Origin of the sequence: Ferrimonas sediminicola (assembly GCF_005116715.1) — a bacterium.
Lineage (GTDB): Bacteria > Pseudomonadota > Gammaproteobacteria > Enterobacterales > Shewanellaceae > Ferrimonas > Ferrimonas sediminicola.
In genome coordinates this window covers 674,169-692,580 of record NZ_SWCI01000001.1, presented here as the reverse complement: position 1 = coordinate 692,580, position 18,412 = coordinate 674,169, and the positions used below count along the sequence as shown (strand labels likewise).

Here is an 18,412-nt window from a genome sequence, read left to right as displayed (position 1 = left end):
GCGGTCGGGGCTTAACCCAGGATGTCGGCCAGATCCTGCTCCACGGTGGTGGTCAGGCGCAGGCCGGTCTGCTCGTGCAGGTGGTTGATCAGGTTGGGAGTCAGGAAGCCGGGTACGGTAGGACCGACGCGGATATCCTTGATCCCCAGGGCCAGCAGGGTCAGCAGGATGGCGATCGCCTTCTGCTCGAACCAGGAGAGGATCAACGACAGAGGCAGGTCGTTGACGCCGCAGTCGAAGGTCTCGGCCAGGGCCAGGGCCAGTTGGATGGCGGAGTAGGCATCGTTACACTGGCCCACATCCAGCAGCCGCGGGATACCGTTGATGTCACCGAACTCCAGATCGTTGAACTTGAACTTGCCGCAGGCCAGGGTCAGCAACAGGGTGTCCTGAGGCGCCGCCTTGGTGAACTCGGTGTAGTAGTTGCGCTCCTGCTTGTCGCCGTCACAGCCGCCCACCAGGAAGAAGTGGCGGATGTTGCCGGCCTTCACCTGCTCGACCACGGCTGGAGCGGCGGCCATCAGGGCATTGCGGGCAAAGCCGGTCATGGTGTAGTGAGGGATCTCGTCGTACTTGAAGCCGTCACACTCCAGCGCCTTGGCGATCACCTCGGCGTAGTCCTGGCCGGTGTGATGGGTCACGCCGGGCCAACCGACGATGTTGCGGGTGAACAGACGATCGGCGTAGGCGCCCGGGTTGGGATCGATCAGACAGTTCGAGGTCATCACGATGGCGCCGGGGAAGTTGGCGAACTCCTTCTGCTGGTTCTGCCAGGCGGAGCCGTAGTTGCCCACCAGGTGCGGGTATTTGCCCCCCAGCTCTGGGTAGGCGTGGGCGGGCAGCATCTCGCCGTGGGTGTAGACGTTGATCCCCTTGTCCTTGGTCTGTTCCAGGATGTGCTGCAGGTCGATCAGATCATGACCGGAAACCAGGATCGCCTTGCCGGCGACCGGCTTCATGTTCACCTTGGTGGGCACCGGATGGCCGAACGCCTCGGTTTCACCGGCGTCCAGCATCTCCATCACCTTGAAGTTCAGGTGACCACAGGCCATGGCCAGCTCCAGCAGTTCGTTCAGATCGCTGGGATCCTCGCCCAGGCGGGCCATGATGCGGTGGAACTCGGCGTAGACCGCCTCATCCTGCTTCTTCAGAATACGAGCATGCTCCATGTAGGCCGCCACCCCTTTCAGGCCGTAGAGCACCAGCAGACGCAGACCGACGATGTCTTCACCCACGTCGCTCAGGCCACGGTTTACCGCGGTGGCTGGGGCCTGACTGAGCATGGCCGCCTTTTCGGCAGAGATCTCAAACTGACCGGCACCGGCCAGCACCCTGGGCTCGACCCCCTGAAGGGTACAGGCGGCCTCGTAGGCGGCCTTCAGGCGGACCTTGGTCTCGATCGCCTTGGCGGTGTACTCGATCAGGCGGGTCTCGTCGAAATTCACGTTGGTCAGGGTAGAGAAGAAAGCCTGGGGAATGTACGCGTCTGCATCGGCATCCACCACACCCACTTCGCGGGCGGCATTGGCGTAGGCGCTGACGCCCTGCAGCATGTACACCAGCACATCCTGGAGATCGGAGATCTCTGCGGTCTTGCCGCACATGCCCATGGCGTACTGACAGCCGTTGCCCACGGGGGTCTGCATGGTTTGCTCACATTGAATACAAAACACGGTGGCGCTCCTTTAAAGTTATATATGTTATGCATGTTTTAATGGCGCCAGCTTAAAATATCCCCGAAGCTCAATAAAGGCATTTTTGATGCAACTATACATTGCCTTGACTGGGATCAAATTTCCTTCCCTGTCTGGGTACTCGTATTTCTGATTTTTCAGCAATGTCTGGGACAAGGTTCTGGGTCATTGCATCCGATCGATTAGCCCTTAAGATGGATGGCTTAAAAAACACCAAGGAAGAACATGAAGCACCTGCTCACCGCCGCCCTGCTGCCCATGGCGGCCATCGCCCAATACCTCAACGACCCCATTCTCCCTCCCCTGCCCCAGTGGCAGGGCGCCAGTGAGCGGCTGCAGCTCAGTGTCGATGATCCCCGAGCCACCCCGGCCGAACGCAGCGGCCTCAGCCGGAATCCCGACTACCGGGAGACCCGGCTGTGGCTGGATGCCCTGGTGGCCGCGTCCGACAAGCTCCATCGAGTTAGCCTGGGCACCTCGCCCCAGGGACGGGAGATCTGGATGGTGGTGGCCAGTAAAGAGGGCACCGCCGATCCTGCCCGGCTGCACGCCAACGGACGCCCCACGGTGTTGGTTCAGGCGGGCATTCACGCCGGCGAGATCGACGGCAAGGACGCCGGCATGATGCTGCTGCGGGACATGGTGGCCGGCGGCAAAGGCGCGCTGCTGGACAGGGCAAACCTGCTGTTCGTGCCCATCTTCAATGTGGATGGCCACGAGCGCCGGGGGCTCTACAACAGGGTAAACCAAAGGGGACCTGAGGTGATGGGATGGCGTACCACCGCCAGCAACCTCAACCGGGACTACGCCAAGGCCGACACGCCGGAGATGCAGGCGATGCTCACCGCCATCAACCTGTGGGATCCCCTGCTTTATATAGATGTGCATGCCACCGACGGCATCGACTACCAGTATGACGTCACCTACGGTTACAACCTGGCGGTAGGCCACAGCCCGGCCACCTACCGGTGGTTGGAAGACACCTACCGCCCCTCGGTGGACCGGGCGCTGACCCGTGCGGGCCATACCCCCGGCCCGCTGGTGTTCGCCCTGGACAACACCGACCTGAGCCAGGGGCTGAGCCTGTGGAACCCCTCCCCCCGTTACTCCAACGGCTACGGCGACGTTCGCCATCTGCCCACCATCCTCATCGAGAACCACAGCCTTAAGTCCTTCCGCCAGCGGGTCTTGGGCACCTACGTGATGCTGGAGCACACCCTGGAGTTGCTGGCTGACAAGGGGGAGGAGTTGCGCCGGGCCGTCGAGCAGGATCGGGCCCGTCGTCCGGATCCCGTCATCCTCACCTGGGAGAGCGAACTGCAGCCCCAGGGGTGGGACTTCAAGGGGATCGGCTACACCAAGGAGATCAGCGACATCAGCGGCGCACCGGTGATCCGCTGGAACGGCCAGCCCCAGCTCTATCCCGACTTGCCGGTCACCGGGCGCACCAAGCCGGGGCTCCAACGGGCCAGGCCAGAAGCTTACTACATCCCCCCGCAGTGGCAGCAGGTGCTGGCGCGGCTGCGGCTGCACGGCATCCAGATGAGCCGCCTGGAGCAGCCTCAAACCTTGGAGCTGAGCTCCTACACCCTGCAGCACCAGTTTGCCGACCAAGATTACGAGGGCCGCCAGCGGGTGGCGGTGACCGCCACCGAGCACTACGAACGCCACACCCTGGAGGCGGGCACCTGGCGAATCGGCACCGACCAGCCGCTGGGCGATCTGGCGATCCAGCTGCTGGAGCCGGAGGCCACCGACTCCCTGCTGCAGTGGGGCTTCTTCAACCCCATCTTTACTCGCACCGAGTACATCGAGCAGTACGCAGTGGAACCCATGGCACAAAAAATGCTGGAGAGTGATCCGGCTCTGAAAAAAGCCTTTGGTCAGAAATTGGCGGCGGATCCCAATTTTGCAAATAACCCTCAGGCCAGGCTCCGCTGGTTCTATGAGAATAGTTCCTATTACGACAGCAACTATCAACACTATCCAGTATTACGAAAAACTAATCCGTAATACTTCGTGATAATCTTTTTCGGGAGCCAATGAAATATTTTAATTGGCTCTTTTTTCCAGATTTCAAAGAAATAAAAAACGTGAGTCTCAAAAAGATTGAGAAAAATCAAAAAAGGATAAAAGTCTCCAAAAGTGACCCATGGTGACAAGGATCACAGACAAAATGTCCCATATATTGATCCACGAAACAGCCAATTTCAGATGTGGCAAGACACATTTTGACCATGGGCCTCTAACAAACTTCTTTCACTTTCAACCCCAAAAACACGACAAAAAATAGGATTCATGGCTAAATATCTAAAAAACCATGATCCGGGTCACGACAACAGCCTGTTAACAGCAGGGCCTGTGAAGATATCTCCCCAATATTGATCTCGGTCATTATGTCCAACATCGGATCCCATACACTTTGCATGGCAATCCCGTGTACCCAATGCAAGGATTAAAAAATATGGGACAGTACGACGCTCTATTTTCGCGGGGAAAAAAGCGACTTTCCGAGTTGAAGAAACTCAACGCGGTTAAGTCCACTCCGCTGATGCAACGCCTCGAGAGCCAGGGCATCTCCCGTCGGGAGTTCATGACCTGGTCCGCACAGGTCACCGCAATGCTTTCTCTGCCACTCTCCTTCAGCCCCCTGGTGGCCGAAGCGGCAGAGGTCGCCGATCGTGTGCCGCTTATCTGGCTGCACATGGCCGAATGTACCGGTTGCTCCGAATCCCTGATTCGTTGTGACACCCCCTCCATCGACAGTGTCCTCTTCGACCACATCTCTGTGGAGTACCATGAGACCCTGATGGCCGCTGCCGGCTGGCAGGCGGAAGAGAACCTGGAGCACGCGCTGGAAGCCTACAAAGGCGGCTATGTGCTGGCTGTCGAGGGTGCCATCCCCACCGCAGACAACGGTCACTACCTGACCGTGGGCTGTAAAGGCCACACCGGTACCGAGATCATCCACCACGCTGCCGAGGGCGCTGCCGCCATCGTTTCTGTGGGTACCTGTGCCGCCTTCGGTGGTGTTCAGGCCGCTGCGCCGAACCCAACCGAAGCCAAGGGCGTTGACCAGGTTGTTCACAAGCCCGTTGTGAACCTGGGTGGCTGTCCCCCCAGCGAGAAGAACATCGTCGGGACCCTGATGTACTTCGTCATGTTCGGCAAACTGCCGCCAATGGACATGTACGGTCGTCCCAAGTGGGCCTACGGCGCACGTGTTCACGACAACTGTGAGCGTCGCGGTCGCTTCGACGCCGGTGAGTTCGTCGAGCAGTTCGGTGACGAAGGTGCCAAACAGGGTTACTGTCTGTACAAGGTAGGCTGTAAGGGTCCTTACACCTACAACAACTGCCCCACCGAGCGCTTCAACCACCACACCAGCTGGCCCGTGCTGGCCGGTCACGGCTGCATCGGTTGTTCCGAGCCCAACTTCTGGGACGCCATGGCCGATTTCGAGAAACCCCTGGGTCGCCGCGATATCCACAGCCTGGATAAAACCGCTGACTTTATCGGCACCGCCATCCTCGGCCTGTCGGTAGTCGGTCTCGGTGCCCACGCCGTAGCCGGTGTGTTTGCCAAAGATGTGGAGGATAAGTGATGAGCAAACGTGTTGTAGTCGATCCAATCACCCGGATTGAAGGTCATCTTCGTGTCGAGGTTGAGGTCGATGAAAATAATGTCATCACCAAGGCCTGGTCCGGCTCCACCCTGTGGCGCGGCATCGAAACCATCCTCAAGGGCCGTAGCCCCATGGATGCCGGCCTGCTGGTTCAGCGTATCTGTGGTGTGTGCACCTACTCCCACTACCGCGCCAGTATCGAAGCGGTAGAGGACGCCCTGGATCTGAAGATTCCCGAGAACGCCAAGCTGCTGCGCAGCCTGATGCAGTCCTCCCTGTACATGCATGACCACGTGGTGCACTTCTACCACCTGCATGCCCTGGACTGGGTTGATATCGTCTCCGCCCTGAGCGCCGATCCCGCCAAGGCCGCCAAGGTTGCCATGCAGTACAGCGCCACCCCCATCGCCGCCGGCGAAGGTGAACTGCGCGCCGTACAGGAGCGGGTACAGGGTCTGGTGAACACCGGCAAGCTGGGTCCCTTCGCCAACGCCTACTGGGGCAACGGCACCTACAAGTTCACTCCCGAGCAGAACCTGATCGCCGTATCCCACTACCTGAAGGCCCTGGAAGTACAGCGCAAGGCGGCTGAGATGCTGGCCATCTTCGGCGGTAAGCAGCCTCACCCACAATCCCTGGTGGTTGGTGGCGTAAGCTGTGTACGCGACATGCTGTCTCCCGCCCGTCTGCAGGAGTGGAAGCAGAAGCACGCCGAGGTGAACGACTTCATCAACCGCGCCTACCTGCCTGACGTGCTGATGGCCGCCGAAGCCTATAAGGGCGAGCCCTCCGTACTGGGTGGCGTTGGCGTGAAGAACTTCATGGCCGCCGAAGACTTCTACCTGGGCAACGGCGAGTTCCTGTTCCAGCAGGGTGTCATCATGAATGGCGACCTGTCCGCGGTTCAGGACGTCGACCTGACCCTGATCGAAGAGGACGTGACCCACTCCTGGTATCAGGACGGCGCGGCCCGTCACCCCTATGATGGCGTGACCGAGCCCAACTACACCGGCCTGATCGAGCGCGACACCGTCTACGGCAAGCTTCCCACCTTCGACAACGAAGGCAAGTACTCCTGGGTTAAGTCTCCCCGCTATGCCGGTGAGCCTGTGGAAGTGGGTCCGCTGTCCAGCCTGCTGGTGGCCTACGCCCGCGGCAATGAGCAGGTGGTCAACGCCGTTAACGGCCTGCTGAAAGCCACCGGCCTGCCGGTTGAAGCTCTGTTCACCACCCTGGGCCGTACCGCGTCCCGTCTGGTACAGACCATGCTGGTTGCCGAGAACAGCCTGAAGACCTTCGATGCCCTGGTGAACAACATCGTTGTCGATGAAGCCACCTACATCGAACCGGTAATCGATCCCGACAAAGAGTACAAGGGTGTGGGTGTGATTGAAGCGCCTCGCGGCCTGCTCAGCCACTGGATCCGCATCAAGGGTGGCAAGATCGAGAACTACCAGGCCGTGGTACCCACCACCTGGAACTCCGGTCCTGTGGACGCCAACGGCAAAGTCGGCCCCTTCGAGCAGTCCCTGGTTGGCATGAAGCTGGAAGATCCCACCAAGCCTCTGGAGATCATCCGCGTCATCCACTCTTTCGACCCATGTATGGCCTGTGCCGTACACGTGATGGATTACAAGGGCCAGGATCTGGGGCAGTTCCAAGTAGCACCCAACGCCTGCTAAGGAGGAGCTATGTCTAACAAGGTTCCACATTCAAGGGATTACATCTTCACGCCGGTGATCCGCATCTGCCATTGGCTGCGTGCACTCTCCATCGTGTTGCTGGTAATCTCCGGGTTCTACATCTCCTGGCCCTTTTTGGTCCAGTACGGTGGACCCGACAACCTGATGCAAGGCTGGGTGCGCTTCGGCCACCTGGTAGCAGGTTTCCTGCTTGTGGCGATCACCATCATCCGCGCCTATCTTTACTTCTTCAGTAAGAGTGATATCGAGCGGCGTTCATTCCGTGATGTGATCAGTCCCAAGAAATGGATTGAGAACCTGTTGGCATACGGTTACATGGGCAACATGCACAAGTCCGGTGTCTACGGACCGCTGCAGTACATGACCTACTTCGCACTGACCCTGGTTATTGTGGTGATGTGTGTAACCGGCCTGATCCTGCACGCCCATGTGTATCACGAAGGATTGGGTGGTGCCTTTATGCCCATCGCCGAAGCCCTGATTCCGATGTTCGGAACCCTGGCCTTCGTGCGTGAGCTGCACCACTTCCTGACCTGGGTATTTGTCATCTTCATGGTTATCCATGTATATATGGCTGTATTCAGTGGCATCCGCTTCAAGCACAACTCTGTGGATTCCATTGTGTCCGGTTATGACTACCACCCAATGAAGCACAAGTAATCGATATGCCAGAAAAAATCCTCATTCTGGGGATTGGCAATGTTCTGTACGCCGATGAAGGCATCGGCGTACATTTTGCCAACTACTTCCAGAAAGCGTACGAGTTCGAGGGGCAACCTCAGCTGGAGTTCATGGACGGCGGCACCCTGGCCAACGCACTGATTCCTCTGATTGCCCCTTATGACCACCTGGTGGTGGTCGACACCATCAACGCCGCCAATGCCAACTACGGCGACGTCTTCTTCTTCGATTTTGACCAGGCCCCCGCCGAGGTGGACTGGCAAGGCAGTGCCCACGAAGTGGAGATGCTGCAAACCCTGAACATGATGGACATGGTGGGCGACCGGCCCAAGACCCATGTCCTGGGTGTGGTCCCCACCGTCCTGGAATCGATGAGCTTCGAGCTGACCGACCAGGTCAAAGGCGCCGTGCCCACCATGGAGAAAGCCCTGGTTGGTCACCTGGAGACCCTGGGAATCCGCGCCACCAAGGTAAAGGATCTCGACATCCAGGCCCTGGCCTACCATTCCTGCGACACCTAAGGACCCAGCCATGAAGCTGAAGTTTAACTTCCACTGCGACCGTCCGGTCCCCTATTACGCTCATCGCTGCAACCAGCTACTGACCCACCCCCAGGTACTCACCACAGGCAACAACGACAACAGCTACTTCTTCATTGCCGAGGGCGATCAGGAGCAGCTGTCGGAACTGGCCGAGCAGGTGGGACAGGAGTGGTCTCTCTCCTGCTGGCTGGAGCGCAGTGAACTGCTGCCGGTGGAGGAGCTCGAGGGCAACGACCACGCCCTGGCCCATGGCCCGGTTCACAACCCCTATTGCGGCCAGTGTCGGGATCACCTGGAGGCCTGCCACAACTGCGGTAGCGAGGCCCAGCCCGGCCTCAACAACGGGCAGTTGCAGCAGGCGGTCAGCACCTTCCTGGAGAAGGGACAGTGCACCCTGGCCACCGGCAGCGGCCTGCGCCGCTTCCGCCGCCTGGGTGGCTTCCAACCCAGTCAGTTGCTGTTCTGCCGCACCGAGGCCCTCAACGGCGCCCTGCACCTTTCCAACCAGGGGGTACGCCTGCTGAGCAGCCTGGAAAAACCGATGCTGCAGCTGCTGCCCAAGGCGGAGTTTGCCAAGGCCCATGGCCTGGATCACGTCACCTACCTGTGCCATCTGGCCGACGATCGCATCACCCTGCGACTGGCCCAGGCCCTGGCGGATGCCGGCGTCGAGCTGGTGGCCATCGAGGAGGTGGAACCGGCACCCAAGCTGGTACTCACCTTCCTGGAGGAGAAGCCCCTGGCCCTGAGCCACCGCCGCCAGCCCGGCGATCTGCCCTGCCCCTCCGAGCCGCTGTGGGACGATGCCGTCATCGGTGGCTACCGCGCCGAAGTGCACGAGGGCAGGCTCAGCCTCAGCGAAGACGGCCGCCAGAACATCAACGACCGCTGGGCCGCTGCCTGTGCCCTGCACGGCGCCGAGCTGTTTGCCCCTAAGGGCAGCACCACCGCCACCCTCTATCTGAGTGGCCACCGCCCCTCCGGGCTGATCTACCAGGACGATCGGGGTGAGTATCAGTGGCTGGTGAAACTGCCGGAACAGTGGATCGCCCCCAGCCAGACCCTGCAGACCATCGCCGAGGGTGCCGACACCGGCGAACGCCTGGTCGCCCGCTTCCGCGAACTGCATCCTGAATGCGCCGCCAAGCTGGACGCCATGAGCACCACCCCCATCAGCGGCAACCTGTCCAGCCTGATGGCGCTGGTGGCCTGGCTGCTGCAGGTGGCCGAGCCCGGCGACGATCGCCTCACCGCCGCCCGTAAGTTTACCGCCCTGGCCCTGGGCCACGACGGCAAGAACAGCCCCCGCATCGACTTCAAGCTGAAGCGGGACGAGGAGGAGGTGCTGACGGTGCAACCCCACAAGGCGCTGCAGGCGGCCCTGAGCTACGCCATGGCGGACGAGAACAGCATCCAGGCCACTTGCTACGGCCTGGTGGACTCCTTCGCCGACTTCGTGGCCAACTGGGTGGAGCAACTGGACGCCGATGTGGGCATCGACCAGCTGGCCCTGGCCGGGGATGAGTTCGCCTCACCGGCGCTGATGGACCGCATCCATCGCCGCCTGGGCAACAACTTTCACCTGATGTGGCCCGAGGCCCTGGACTTCGACGGCTCCAACCTGGCCGCCGGCGGCCTGTTCCTCAAGCGCAGGAAGCGTGCATGAGTCTGAGGCGCCAGCACTACCGGATCCTCGGTACGGTACAGGGGGTCGGTTTCCGACCCTTTGTCTACCGCCATGCCACGGAGAATGCCCTGACCGGCAACGTCCTCAACGACGCCAACGGTGTGGCCATCGAGGTTCAGGGTACCCCTGGGCAGTTGGCCGCCTTCGAGGACGCCATGCGCAACCAACTGCCGCCCCTGGCCAAGGTGGACCACCTCTCCATCGAGGAACACCCTGTCAACCGGGATGAGGCGCAGTTCACTATTCTGGAGAGCAGCGGCAAGCAGGATGCCCAGGTGGCCCTGGCCACCGACAAGGCCAGTTGCGACGACTGCCTGAACGACATCCGCAACCCCGACAGCCGCTACTTCAACTACCCCTTTACCAACTGCACCAACTGCGGCCCTCGCTACACCATCATCCGTGACCTGCCCTACGACCGGCCCAACACCGCCATGGCGGGATTCCGGATGTGCCCGGAGTGTGCCCGGGAGTACAAGGATCCGCTGAACCGGCGCTACCACGCCCAACCGGTGAGCTGTCCCCACTGCGGCCCCCAACTGAGCTGGCGCAAGTCCAATGGCCAGCCGATAGCGGTCACCGATCCCCTTCTGCACTGCTGTACCCAGTTGGCCAAGGGCAAGATCATCGCCATCAAGGGACTGGGGGGCTACCACCTGATGTGCGATGCCACCAGCGACCTGGCGGTCGACACCTTGCGGCGGCGCAAACGCCGTCCCTCCAAGCCACTGGCGGTGATGGTCAAGGACCGGGCCAGCGCAGAGGGACTGGTCAAGGGAACCCCTGAGGAGTGGGCCATGCTCTGCTCCCAGGAGCGCCCCATCACCCTGATGCGTACCCTGGACAGCGGCGCGCTGGCTCCATCGGTGGCACCGGGTATCGATCGCCTGGGACTGTTTCTGCCCTACACCCCCATCCACCAGCTGCTGCTGGAGCGGCTGGAACGGCCACTGGTGGCCACCAGTGCCAACCTCTCCGGTGAGCCGGTGATCACCGAACTGAGCCAGCTGGTGGACAAGCTGGGTCACGTGGTGGACGGCATCCTGGATCACGACAGACCCATACTCAACGCCTGTGACGATTCGGTGGTGCAGGTGGTGGGCGGCCGTCCCCAGTGGTGGCGACTGGCCCGGGGGGTCGCCCCCCAGACCGAGCGCCTGGCCACCCAAGCCGGGTGCACCACCCTGGCGGTGGGGGCCCAGCAGAAGAACCGGCTGGCCCTGGCCTTCGGTCAGAGGGCGATCACCAGCCCCCACATCGGCGACCTGGACAACCTGGCCACTGAGGGCTATTTCGAACACACCCTGTCGCAGCTGCAACGGATCTATGACCTCAAGGTGGAGCGCCTGGTCACCGACCTTCATCCGGGCTACGGCTCCAGCCAGTGGGCCCAGAACCTGGCTCGGCGCCGGGAGCTGCCCCTGTTGCAGGTGCAGCACCACCACGCCCATATCCTGGCGGTGATGGCGGAGCACCAGTACACCAACAAGGTGCTGGGCTTCGCCTTCGACGGCACCGGCCTCGGAGACGACGGTCAGATGTGGGGCGGCGAAGTGATGCTGGCAGACACCCGGGGCTACACCCGACTGCACTACCTCAAGCCCTTCCGCCTCATCGGCGGCGAACAGGCGATCAAGCACCCGGTGCGGGTGGCCCTGTCGCTGATGTTCCAGCACTACTCTCTGGAGGAGGTACAGGCCAGCGGCTGGCCACAGAAGTTCGGCATCAAGGATATGGCCCTGAAGAACATGCACCTGATGTGGCAGCGGGGGATCAATGCCCCCTACTCCAGCTCCATGGGCCGGCTGTTCGATGCCATGGCCTGTTTCCTGCAGCTGTGCCGAGAGACCGACTTCGACGGCCAGGCGGGGATGCTGCTGGAAGCCGCCGCCGAGCAGTGCCCGGACCGCGAGGTCAACCTGCTGAGCCTGCCCGCCAGCATCGGTCCCATCATCGACACCGCGCCGCTGGTGCATCAGATGATGACCCTGGGGCACAGTAAGCTGGACACCGCCACCTGGGCCCGAGCCTTCGTCAACGCCGTGGCGCAGATGATGGTGAGCCTGATGGCCCGCTACCCGGACTACCCTGTGGTGCTCAGCGGCGGGGTGATGATGAACCGCTGCCTGCTGGAGCGGCTGCAGGCCACCATGGGCGAGCACCAGGCCCGCTGGCTGTGGCCCGAGCGCACCGCCGTCAACGACGGCAGCATCGCCCAGGGACAGCTTTGGTATGCCCTCAACCAGGAGTAACTCCCCCGTGGCGCCTGGCTCGGCGCCACCAGTATCCAAAACTACGACACCCACCACAGAATAAATACCACTTACATGACCCAGGTCACGAAAGTCATGGGGGTGTTGTCGAATAATGTTCGAAATGTAAACAAGGGACCATTCAGACCATGTGTTTATCCATTCCCTCTCAGGTGGTAGAACTGCACCCTGAAGACACCACCGCTACCGTCGACACCATGGGCGTCACCCGCCGGGTGAGCACTCACCTGATCAGCGAACCACTGAACGTGGGCGACTACGTGCTGATCCACGTTGGCTTCGCCATGAACAAGATCGACGAGGAGGCGGCCAAGGAGAGCCTCGAACTCTACAAGGAGATTGTCGAAAAGATGGAGGCTGAAGATGTCTGATCTGGCCCTGAAGGATCTCTACCAGGGATTCCGGGACCCGGAGACCATCAAGGCACTGCTGAAGCAGATCGCCGACCGGGCCCCGGGGCTGACAGAACCCCTGAGAATCATGGAGGTGTGCGGCGGTCACACCCACAGCATCATGAAATACGGCATCCACCAGGCGCTGCCGGACAACATCGAATTCATCCATGGCCCGGGCTGCCCTGTGTGCGTGATGCCCAAGGAGCGCATCGACCAGGCGATCGCCCTGGCACAGATGCCTGACGTCATCCTGGCCACCCTGGGCGACATGATCCGGGTACCCGGATCCAAGTCCAGCCTGGCCCAGGCCCGTGCCCAGGGCGCCGATGTGCGCCCGCTGTATGACCCCATGGATGCGGTAAAGCTGGCCCAGGAACACCCGGACAAGACGGTAATCTACTTCGCCATCGGCTTCGAAACCACCAGCCCGATGACCGCGGTGCTGGTGCAGATGGCGGAGCAACTGGGGCTGACCAACCTGCTGCTGCATGTCAACCACGTCCTGGTGCCACCGGCGGTGCACGCGGTGATGGCCGACGGCCAGGCCAGGGTCAACGCCTTCATCGGTCCCTCCCACGTCAGCGTGATCACCGGGGCCAAGATCTACCAGCCCATCGTCGACGCCTACCAGACCCCGGTTGTGGTCTCCGGCTTCGAACCTGTGGATGTGCTGGAAAGCGTACTAATGCTGGTTGAGCAGAAGCTGGCGGGCAGGGCCGAACTGGAGATCCAGTACAGCCGCGCCGTCACCCTGGAGGGCAACACCGGCGCCCAGGCCCTGGTGGACAAGTACCTGGCGGTGCGATCCCAGTTCCGCTGGCGCGGTCTGGGTTACATCCCGGACTCCTCCCTGGGGATGTCTCCCGACTATCCCCATCTCAACGCCGAGATCAAATTCAAGGATCTGCTGCCCACCGAGGAGCTGGATGACCACAAGGCCTGCCTGTGCGGCAACATCCTCAAGGGTCTGGCCAAGCCCACCGACTGCAAGGTGTTCGGCCGAGGCTGCACCCCACAGACCCCCATGGGCAGCTGCATGGTCAGCTCAGAGGGCGCCTGCCACGCCCACTATAAGTACGGAGAAGTGATTCTATGACCGCCACCGACAACAAGCGCCGCATCCAACTGAGCCATGGTGGCGGTGGCGTCGAGATGAACGAACTGATCCGCAAGCTGTTCTTCAAGTACTTCAGCAACGAGATCCTGATTCGTGACGAAGACGCCGCCCGACTGGATCTGCAGGGCCCCCTGGCCTTCACCACCGACAGCTTCACCGTCAGCCCCCGCCAGTTCAAAGGGGGCGACCTGGGTAAGATCGCCGTGGCCGGTACCGTCAACGACCTGGCGATGGCGGGTGCCATTCCCCAGTACCTGAGCTGTGGCTTCATCATCGAGGAGGGTCTGACCTTCGCCGAGCTGGAATCCCTGGTGAAATCCATGGCTGAGGAGCTGGAGAAGAGCGGTGCCCGCATCGTCTGCGGCGACACCAAGGTGGTGCCCAAGGGCGCTGCCGACGGCATCTTCATCAACACCTCGGGCGTGGGCCAGTGCATCGCCAGCCCCTCCTGGAAGCAACTGGAGGTGGGCGACCGCATCCTGGTTTCCCGCGACGTCGGCCGCCACGGTGCCTGCATCCTGGCCAGCCGCGAAGGGATGGTCCTGGAGGGCGACCTGGCCTCCGACTGTGCCACCCTGTGGGACGACGTCAAGCGGCTGCTGGACGCCGGCATCGAGGTGCGGGCCATGCGTGATGCCACCCGCGGCGGCCTGGCGGCGGTGCTCAACGAGTGGGCCGCCAGCCGCGAACTGGGGATTCAGGTGCAGCAGGATCAGGTGCCCATCGCCGACGAGGTGCAGGGCCTGTGCGAACTGTTCGGCTTTGAGCCCATGGAGCTGGCCAACGAGGGCACCTTCGTCCTCGGTGTCCCCGCCGACCAGGCGGATCAGGCCCTGGCCCTGCTTCGACAGGGGCAGCAGAGCGCCGCCATCATCGGCACCGTGGTGGAGCAGCACCTGGGCAAGGTGGTGCTCAGCTCACCCTGGGGCAGCCAGCGCTACCTGGAGCTGCCCAAAGGGGAACTGCTGCCGCGCATCTGCTGAGGCGATGCAGGCTCAAGGGGCGCCACGGCGCCCCTTTTTGCTGCCCGCCCCCCTGACAGACCCGCTTTCGCGCTGATATAATTCCGCCTTAACTCTCCTGAAGGACATATCTCAATGAGCATTGAAAACACCCTGATGCAGCGTGGCGACTCCAAGTGTGAGCTGTGTGGCAGTAACGATCAGCTGAGCGTCTATGACGTGCCACCGGTGGAGAAGAGCACCGAGGACAAGGCGGTGCTGGCCTGCATCAAGTGTAAGGGCGAGCTGGCCGACGATGCCCAGCTGGATGCCAACCACTGGCGCTGCCTAAACGACGCCATGTGGAGCCAGGTGCCCGCCGTCCAGGTGGTGGCCTACCGCATGCTGCACCGCCTGACCAAGCAGGGCGAGACCTGGGCTCAGGATCTGCTGGACATGATCTACATGGAGGAGGAGGTGAAAGCCTGGGCCGACGCCGGCCTGCCTGAAGAAGCCGATCCCGACGCCATCGTCCACAAGGACAGCAACGGCGACGTGCTGCTGGCGGGCGACACCGTCCACCTGATCAAGGATCTGGTGGTCAAGGGCGGCAACTTCACCGCCAAGCGCGGCACCCCGGTGCGCAACATCGGCCTGACCAACAACCCCGAACACATCGAGGGCCGGGTCAACGGTCAGCGCATCGTGATCCTCACCCAGTATGTGAAGAAATCCAAACAGGGCGAGTAACCCGCTGCCAAGGACAAAAGAGGCGCCCAGGGGCGCCTTTTTCAGTTCGAACACGTTAGCCACCCCACTCTGCGCTGGTCTACTCCGATCATCCGCTCACCCTGAAAAAGCGTCGCCCCCATTCACCCTCGTCGCTCGCGGCCTGTTTGATGGCTTCGCCGTAGTGGCGATAACGGGAATGCGGCCTACAAAGTATTTTTGTCAGCCCAAAACAAACCCAATGGGTAGTGTGTTACCGTTATCGGCGGATCGCCCATTTTGGGATCGGACCCGCCAACTTCAATAAGGATATTGCATGATGAATAAACCATGGATGGCAGGCGTGTTATTGGCGTGCTTGGTGTCACCGCGCCTCCAGGCATCTACCGATGAGGATTTCAGCAATGAGCCGCTGGTTCAGCGCTGCATGAAGATGCTGGACATCTATGCCGCTGAAGACTTTGACGCCTATATTGCAGAGTTTCCGGAGCCCTGGCTGGGTATCTTCGGCGAAAAAACCCTGCGAAAAATTCTGTCGGAAAGACATCAGGGTTATGTGGAAACCTATCAACAAGACAGGCCCGACACCATCAAGATACGATCAGTAGAGTCGGCCGATGTCGCCAAACTCGAACAGGAACGCCTTGGCGCTACCGAGGCCAAAGAAGTTGAAATGTATATGAGCAATAATGTTGGCGGCGGCCATCTTACGGCTTGTAAATATCTTCTTATCGGCGACCGCTGGTATTTCCGCTCACTCAGGATATAGCCTTAAATTAACCGCTGTGACCGGGGGTCTTCCCGTACCATCGAGGGCAATGTCATTGCCCTTTTTATCATCTTAAACGGCTGGAACGCCGTGGCCCCAGAAACCCATCGTAGAAAAGGGACCTTCAATCTCGATGACATCACTCAAACAGCTGCTGGAGAATCTGAAATGGTTCGATATCACCTTCCTGAGCCGGTATTACGGCCTGGATAGGGGCAGCGAGATAACACTGCCCATCTCCATTCACGGCTTCGCCCTGCCTTTCAAAAAGGAGCTGCTATTGGCGTTGGCCCTGGTGCCCTTCCTCCTACTCGCCCTGACCCTCCCCCCTGTCGACCCCAAACTGGATCTGTGGCGCTTGCCGATACTCACCGCACTGGGGCTGCTGGTTTACGCCCTTATCCGTAAGCGGCAGGTCAAGGCTCACTTGGGGATTCGGGTCGATGACAACGCCAACCGCCACATCGTTGTCAGCCACTCGGGCATCACCCTGCCCAAATTCCTGACCGGTAGGTCAACGGCCATGGCCCGGGATGAGATAGCGCATCTGCAGTTCGACTGGCACAGCTACCAGAACAGCCATCAGATCGAGCGTAAGCGCGCCCATGGGCTCCTCATCAAGCTCAAGCAGGGACAGCAGTACAGGTTATCCGGCATGGCCTACCCCCTCAGAAGCCTGCTCTATCTCGCCATCTTCTTCGACTATCCGATCATCATGCAGGAAAATCCGCCCCCCAGGGAGCGACTCGGTGTGTTTGCCCTTGGGCTGGGGGTGACCGTCTTGCTGCTCAATCTGTTTATGGTGGTTATCAGTCCATAGCCAAATAGTATGAACACAACTGCCACAGAGTGCCGCCCACAATGGTAACCTTAAGATAATATGTATAAATTTTTATTTAATAACAGGGTGATACAAAACTAAGGCCGACTGAGTAGCCCAAAGCCAACCAACAAGGAACAGAGTCGCCCTCCGGGGCCCCTGTTGGATTAAGGAGAATCCATGTTGAAACCACTCGCCATACTGACCTTCCTGCTCGCTTCCCCTCAGGGGTTCGCCCAGATTGACGTGACCATTCCCAAGGAGCATTGTCTCAAGGCGGTCGACATTGTCGCCAATAAGGATCTCACGCTCATGAAGCAGATCTATATGCCTATTGAGGCCAGCGACGCCCAGTACCGGGCCTTTATCCAGGAGATCCACGACTGGGCCTTCGTCAAAGACTACAGTGGCATCAATGAGTTCACCACCAAAGGTGTGAAAATCTTCGAACATGCCAAGACCTCGGACAACGATTATATTCGGGGCTCGGCACAGCGCTGGGGACATGATACCGAAGTCTGGGTCTATTACTCCTTTCACTCCACCAACCGCACCACCAATGCACCGGCCACCAAGGGGGGATTCTGTCAGTTTGCCCTGCTCAACGACACCTGGTACATGATTAATTTGCTCAAGTAGCCCAAATGAGCCCCTTTGTCCATCAGAATCCAGAGGAGTCTTGCAAGCATGGAAAAGCTGACCGTTAACCAGGGCCCCTGGTTTGGTACCACAGATTTCAAAGGAAGAAACCAGCTCTCCCCGGCCAGCGATATCAGCCTGAGATCGTCGCGGCTGCTCTACCCCCTGCCCCTGCCGCTAGAGCTGTTGTTGTTCATCGTTCCACTGGCGCTTGCCGTCCTGCCCTTCATCAGCGCCAACCCGATGAGGTCCGAGGCTTGGATCGCGCTGAATCTCGGCGCCATCTTGGGCTACCTGTTGCTGAGGAAGCTGTCCATCAACGGCAGTTATGGCAACGCCGACAGCCATGTTTGCCAAATCAGCCATCGGCGCCTCATCATTCCGGGAAGTCGCCTTGTCGGTGCCCAGGCTGGCCCGATCCCCCTTGAGCGACACGCCATCAAGCGGATAGACGTGTACTTTTGGCCGAGCACGCGCGATCTGCGCACCAGCTATGATGTCAGCGAGTTGTCGATCATCCTGCAATCAGGGCGATCCATCCGGTTAAAAGGCATCTACTTTCCCATCAAACCACTGCTCTATTTGCTGGTCTACTTCGATTATCCACTCACCCTGCACAAGCGGCGCCCGCCACTCTCCATCGTCGCCCGCAGCCTGTTTGTGGCCTTCCCCCTAGTCGCCCTGGTGGCGGTAACGGGCCTGCTGATCAAAGAGCATTTCCTGTAAGCCCAATGGCCTGGTGGCAGGAGCCAGACAGCAAGGGAAAGCCGGGCTTGGCGTTGCCGGCCATGGCCAAT

Annotated in this window: 16 protein-coding genes; 15 read left to right on the top strand and 1 reads right to left on the bottom strand. The window is 60.5% G+C overall.

Features of this window, described 5'->3' with window-relative positions; all coding sequences use genetic code 11:
• Nucleotides 1-11: 11 nt before the first annotated feature.
• Nucleotides 12-1,673, bottom strand: coding sequence for a hydroxylamine reductase (gene hcp / locus FCL40_RS03215; protein WP_136851277.1), 1,662 nt, complete (start codon nt 1,671-1,673; stop codon nt 12-14).
• Between the two features lie 246 nt (nt 1,674-1,919).
• Between hcp and FCL40_RS03210 the strand changes: the two genes are divergently transcribed.
• The 15 genes from FCL40_RS03210 to FCL40_RS03140 all read left to right on the top strand — a co-directional run bounded on the left by FCL40_RS03210 (nt 1,920) and on the right by FCL40_RS03140 (nt 18,341).
• Nucleotides 1,920-3,707, top strand: coding sequence for a M14 family metallopeptidase (locus FCL40_RS03210; RefSeq protein ID WP_136851275.1), 1,788 nt, complete (start codon nt 1,920-1,922; stop codon nt 3,705-3,707).
• Between the two features lie 451 nt (nt 3,708-4,158).
• On the top strand, nt 4,159-5,298 hold the full coding sequence (locus FCL40_RS03205) for a hydrogenase small subunit (protein ID WP_136851272.1): 1,140 nt from the start codon (nt 4,159-4,161) through the stop codon (nt 5,296-5,298).
• Complete coding sequence (locus FCL40_RS03200; protein WP_136851271.1) at nt 5,298-7,001, top strand: nickel-dependent hydrogenase large subunit; 1,704 nt, start codon at nt 5,298-5,300, stop codon at nt 6,999-7,001. Before FCL40_RS03205 ends, FCL40_RS03200 begins: the two co-directional genes overlap by 1 nt.
• 9 nt (nt 7,002-7,010) lie before the next feature.
• Entirely contained in the window at nt 7,011-7,682 is a 672-nt protein-coding gene (gene cybH, locus FCL40_RS03195) for a Ni/Fe-hydrogenase, b-type cytochrome subunit (protein ID WP_136851269.1), read from the top strand.
• 5 nt (nt 7,683-7,687) lie between these two features.
• Nucleotides 7,688-8,224 (top strand): HyaD/HybD family hydrogenase maturation endopeptidase, encoded by a 537-nt coding sequence (locus FCL40_RS03190; RefSeq protein ID WP_136851267.1) that lies wholly within the window; start codon nt 7,688-7,690, stop codon nt 8,222-8,224.
• 10 nt (nt 8,225-8,234) lie between these two features.
• The gene (locus FCL40_RS03185; RefSeq protein ID WP_136851265.1) at nt 8,235-9,911 is read left to right on the top strand and encodes an LSm family protein; all 1,677 of its coding nucleotides are present in this window, start codon (nt 8,235-8,237) and stop codon (nt 9,909-9,911) included.
• Nucleotides 9,908-12,184, top strand: coding sequence for a carbamoyltransferase HypF (gene hypF, locus FCL40_RS03180; RefSeq protein ID WP_136851263.1), 2,277 nt, complete (start codon nt 9,908-9,910; stop codon nt 12,182-12,184). Before FCL40_RS03185 ends, hypF begins: the two co-directional genes overlap by 4 nt.
• Nucleotides 12,185-12,333: 149 nt before the next feature.
• Nucleotides 12,334-12,576: a HypC/HybG/HupF family hydrogenase formation chaperone gene (locus FCL40_RS03175; protein WP_136851261.1), complete on the top strand. Its 243-nt coding sequence runs from the start codon at nt 12,334-12,336 to the stop codon at nt 12,574-12,576.
• Entirely contained in the window at nt 12,569-13,696 is a 1,128-nt protein-coding gene (gene hypD, locus FCL40_RS03170; RefSeq protein ID WP_136851259.1) for a hydrogenase formation protein HypD, read from the top strand. The genes FCL40_RS03175 and hypD overlap by 8 nt, the downstream gene beginning before the upstream one ends.
• Nucleotides 13,693-14,700, top strand: coding sequence for a hydrogenase expression/formation protein HypE (gene hypE, locus FCL40_RS03165; RefSeq protein WP_136851257.1), 1,008 nt, complete (start codon nt 13,693-13,695; stop codon nt 14,698-14,700). Before hypD ends, hypE begins: the two co-directional genes overlap by 4 nt.
• Nucleotides 14,701-14,814: 114 nt before the next feature.
• Entirely contained in the window at nt 14,815-15,408 is a 594-nt protein-coding gene (locus tag FCL40_RS03160; RefSeq protein ID WP_136851255.1) for a PhnA domain-containing protein, read from the top strand.
• A gap of 295 nt (nt 15,409-15,703) precedes the next feature.
• Nucleotides 15,704-16,156 (top strand): hypothetical protein, encoded by a 453-nt coding sequence (locus FCL40_RS03155; protein WP_136851254.1) that lies wholly within the window; start codon nt 15,704-15,706, stop codon nt 16,154-16,156.
• A 133-nt stretch (nt 16,157-16,289) separates the two neighbouring features.
• On the top strand, nt 16,290-16,976 hold the full coding sequence (locus FCL40_RS03150) for a hypothetical protein (RefSeq protein ID WP_136851252.1): 687 nt from the start codon (nt 16,290-16,292) through the stop codon (nt 16,974-16,976).
• 180 nt (nt 16,977-17,156) lie between these two features.
• The gene (locus FCL40_RS03145; RefSeq protein WP_136851250.1) at nt 17,157-17,615 is read left to right on the top strand and encodes a hypothetical protein; all 459 of its coding nucleotides are present in this window, start codon (nt 17,157-17,159) and stop codon (nt 17,613-17,615) included.
• Between the two features lie 48 nt (nt 17,616-17,663).
• Complete coding sequence (locus tag FCL40_RS03140) at nt 17,664-18,341, top strand: hypothetical protein (RefSeq protein ID WP_136851248.1); 678 nt, start codon at nt 17,664-17,666, stop codon at nt 18,339-18,341.
• Nucleotides 18,342-18,412 lie beyond the last annotated feature (71 nt).

Excerpts from the sequence above, each read along its gene's own strand:
- FCL40_RS03210 (WP_136851275.1), top strand. The coding sequence starts at position 1,920 with ATGAAGCACCTGCTCACCGCCGCCCTGCTGCCCATGGCGGCCATCGCC.
- hypD (WP_136851259.1), top strand. The coding sequence starts at position 12,569 with ATGTCTGATCTGGCCCTGAAGGATCTCTACCAGGGATTCCGGGACCCG.
- FCL40_RS03160 (WP_136851255.1), top strand. The coding sequence starts at position 14,815 with ATGAGCATTGAAAACACCCTGATGCAGCGTGGCGACTCCAAGTGTGAG.
- hypE (WP_136851257.1), top strand. The coding sequence starts at position 13,693 with ATGACCGCCACCGACAACAAGCGCCGCATCCAACTGAGCCATGGTGGC.
- FCL40_RS03200 (WP_136851271.1), top strand. The coding sequence starts at position 5,298 with ATGAGCAAACGTGTTGTAGTCGATCCAATCACCCGGATTGAAGGTCAT.
- hypF (WP_136851263.1), top strand. The coding sequence starts at position 9,908 with ATGAGTCTGAGGCGCCAGCACTACCGGATCCTCGGTACGGTACAGGGG.
- FCL40_RS03205 (WP_136851272.1), top strand. The coding sequence starts at position 4,159 with ATGGGACAGTACGACGCTCTATTTTCGCGGGGAAAAAAGCGACTTTCC.
- FCL40_RS03145 (WP_136851250.1), top strand. The coding sequence starts at position 17,157 with ATGTTGAAACCACTCGCCATACTGACCTTCCTGCTCGCTTCCCCTCAG.
- FCL40_RS03185 (WP_136851265.1), top strand. The coding sequence starts at position 8,235 with ATGAAGCTGAAGTTTAACTTCCACTGCGACCGTCCGGTCCCCTATTAC.
- FCL40_RS03155 (WP_136851254.1), top strand. The coding sequence starts at position 15,704 with ATGATGAATAAACCATGGATGGCAGGCGTGTTATTGGCGTGCTTGGTG.
- FCL40_RS03140 (WP_136851248.1), top strand. The coding sequence starts at position 17,664 with ATGGAAAAGCTGACCGTTAACCAGGGCCCCTGGTTTGGTACCACAGAT.
- FCL40_RS03175 (WP_136851261.1), top strand. The coding sequence starts at position 12,334 with ATGTGTTTATCCATTCCCTCTCAGGTGGTAGAACTGCACCCTGAAGAC.
- FCL40_RS03150 (WP_136851252.1), top strand. The coding sequence starts at position 16,290 with ATGACATCACTCAAACAGCTGCTGGAGAATCTGAAATGGTTCGATATC.
- FCL40_RS03190 (WP_136851267.1), top strand. The coding sequence starts at position 7,688 with ATGCCAGAAAAAATCCTCATTCTGGGGATTGGCAATGTTCTGTACGCC.
- cybH (WP_136851269.1), top strand. The coding sequence starts at position 7,011 with ATGTCTAACAAGGTTCCACATTCAAGGGATTACATCTTCACGCCGGTG.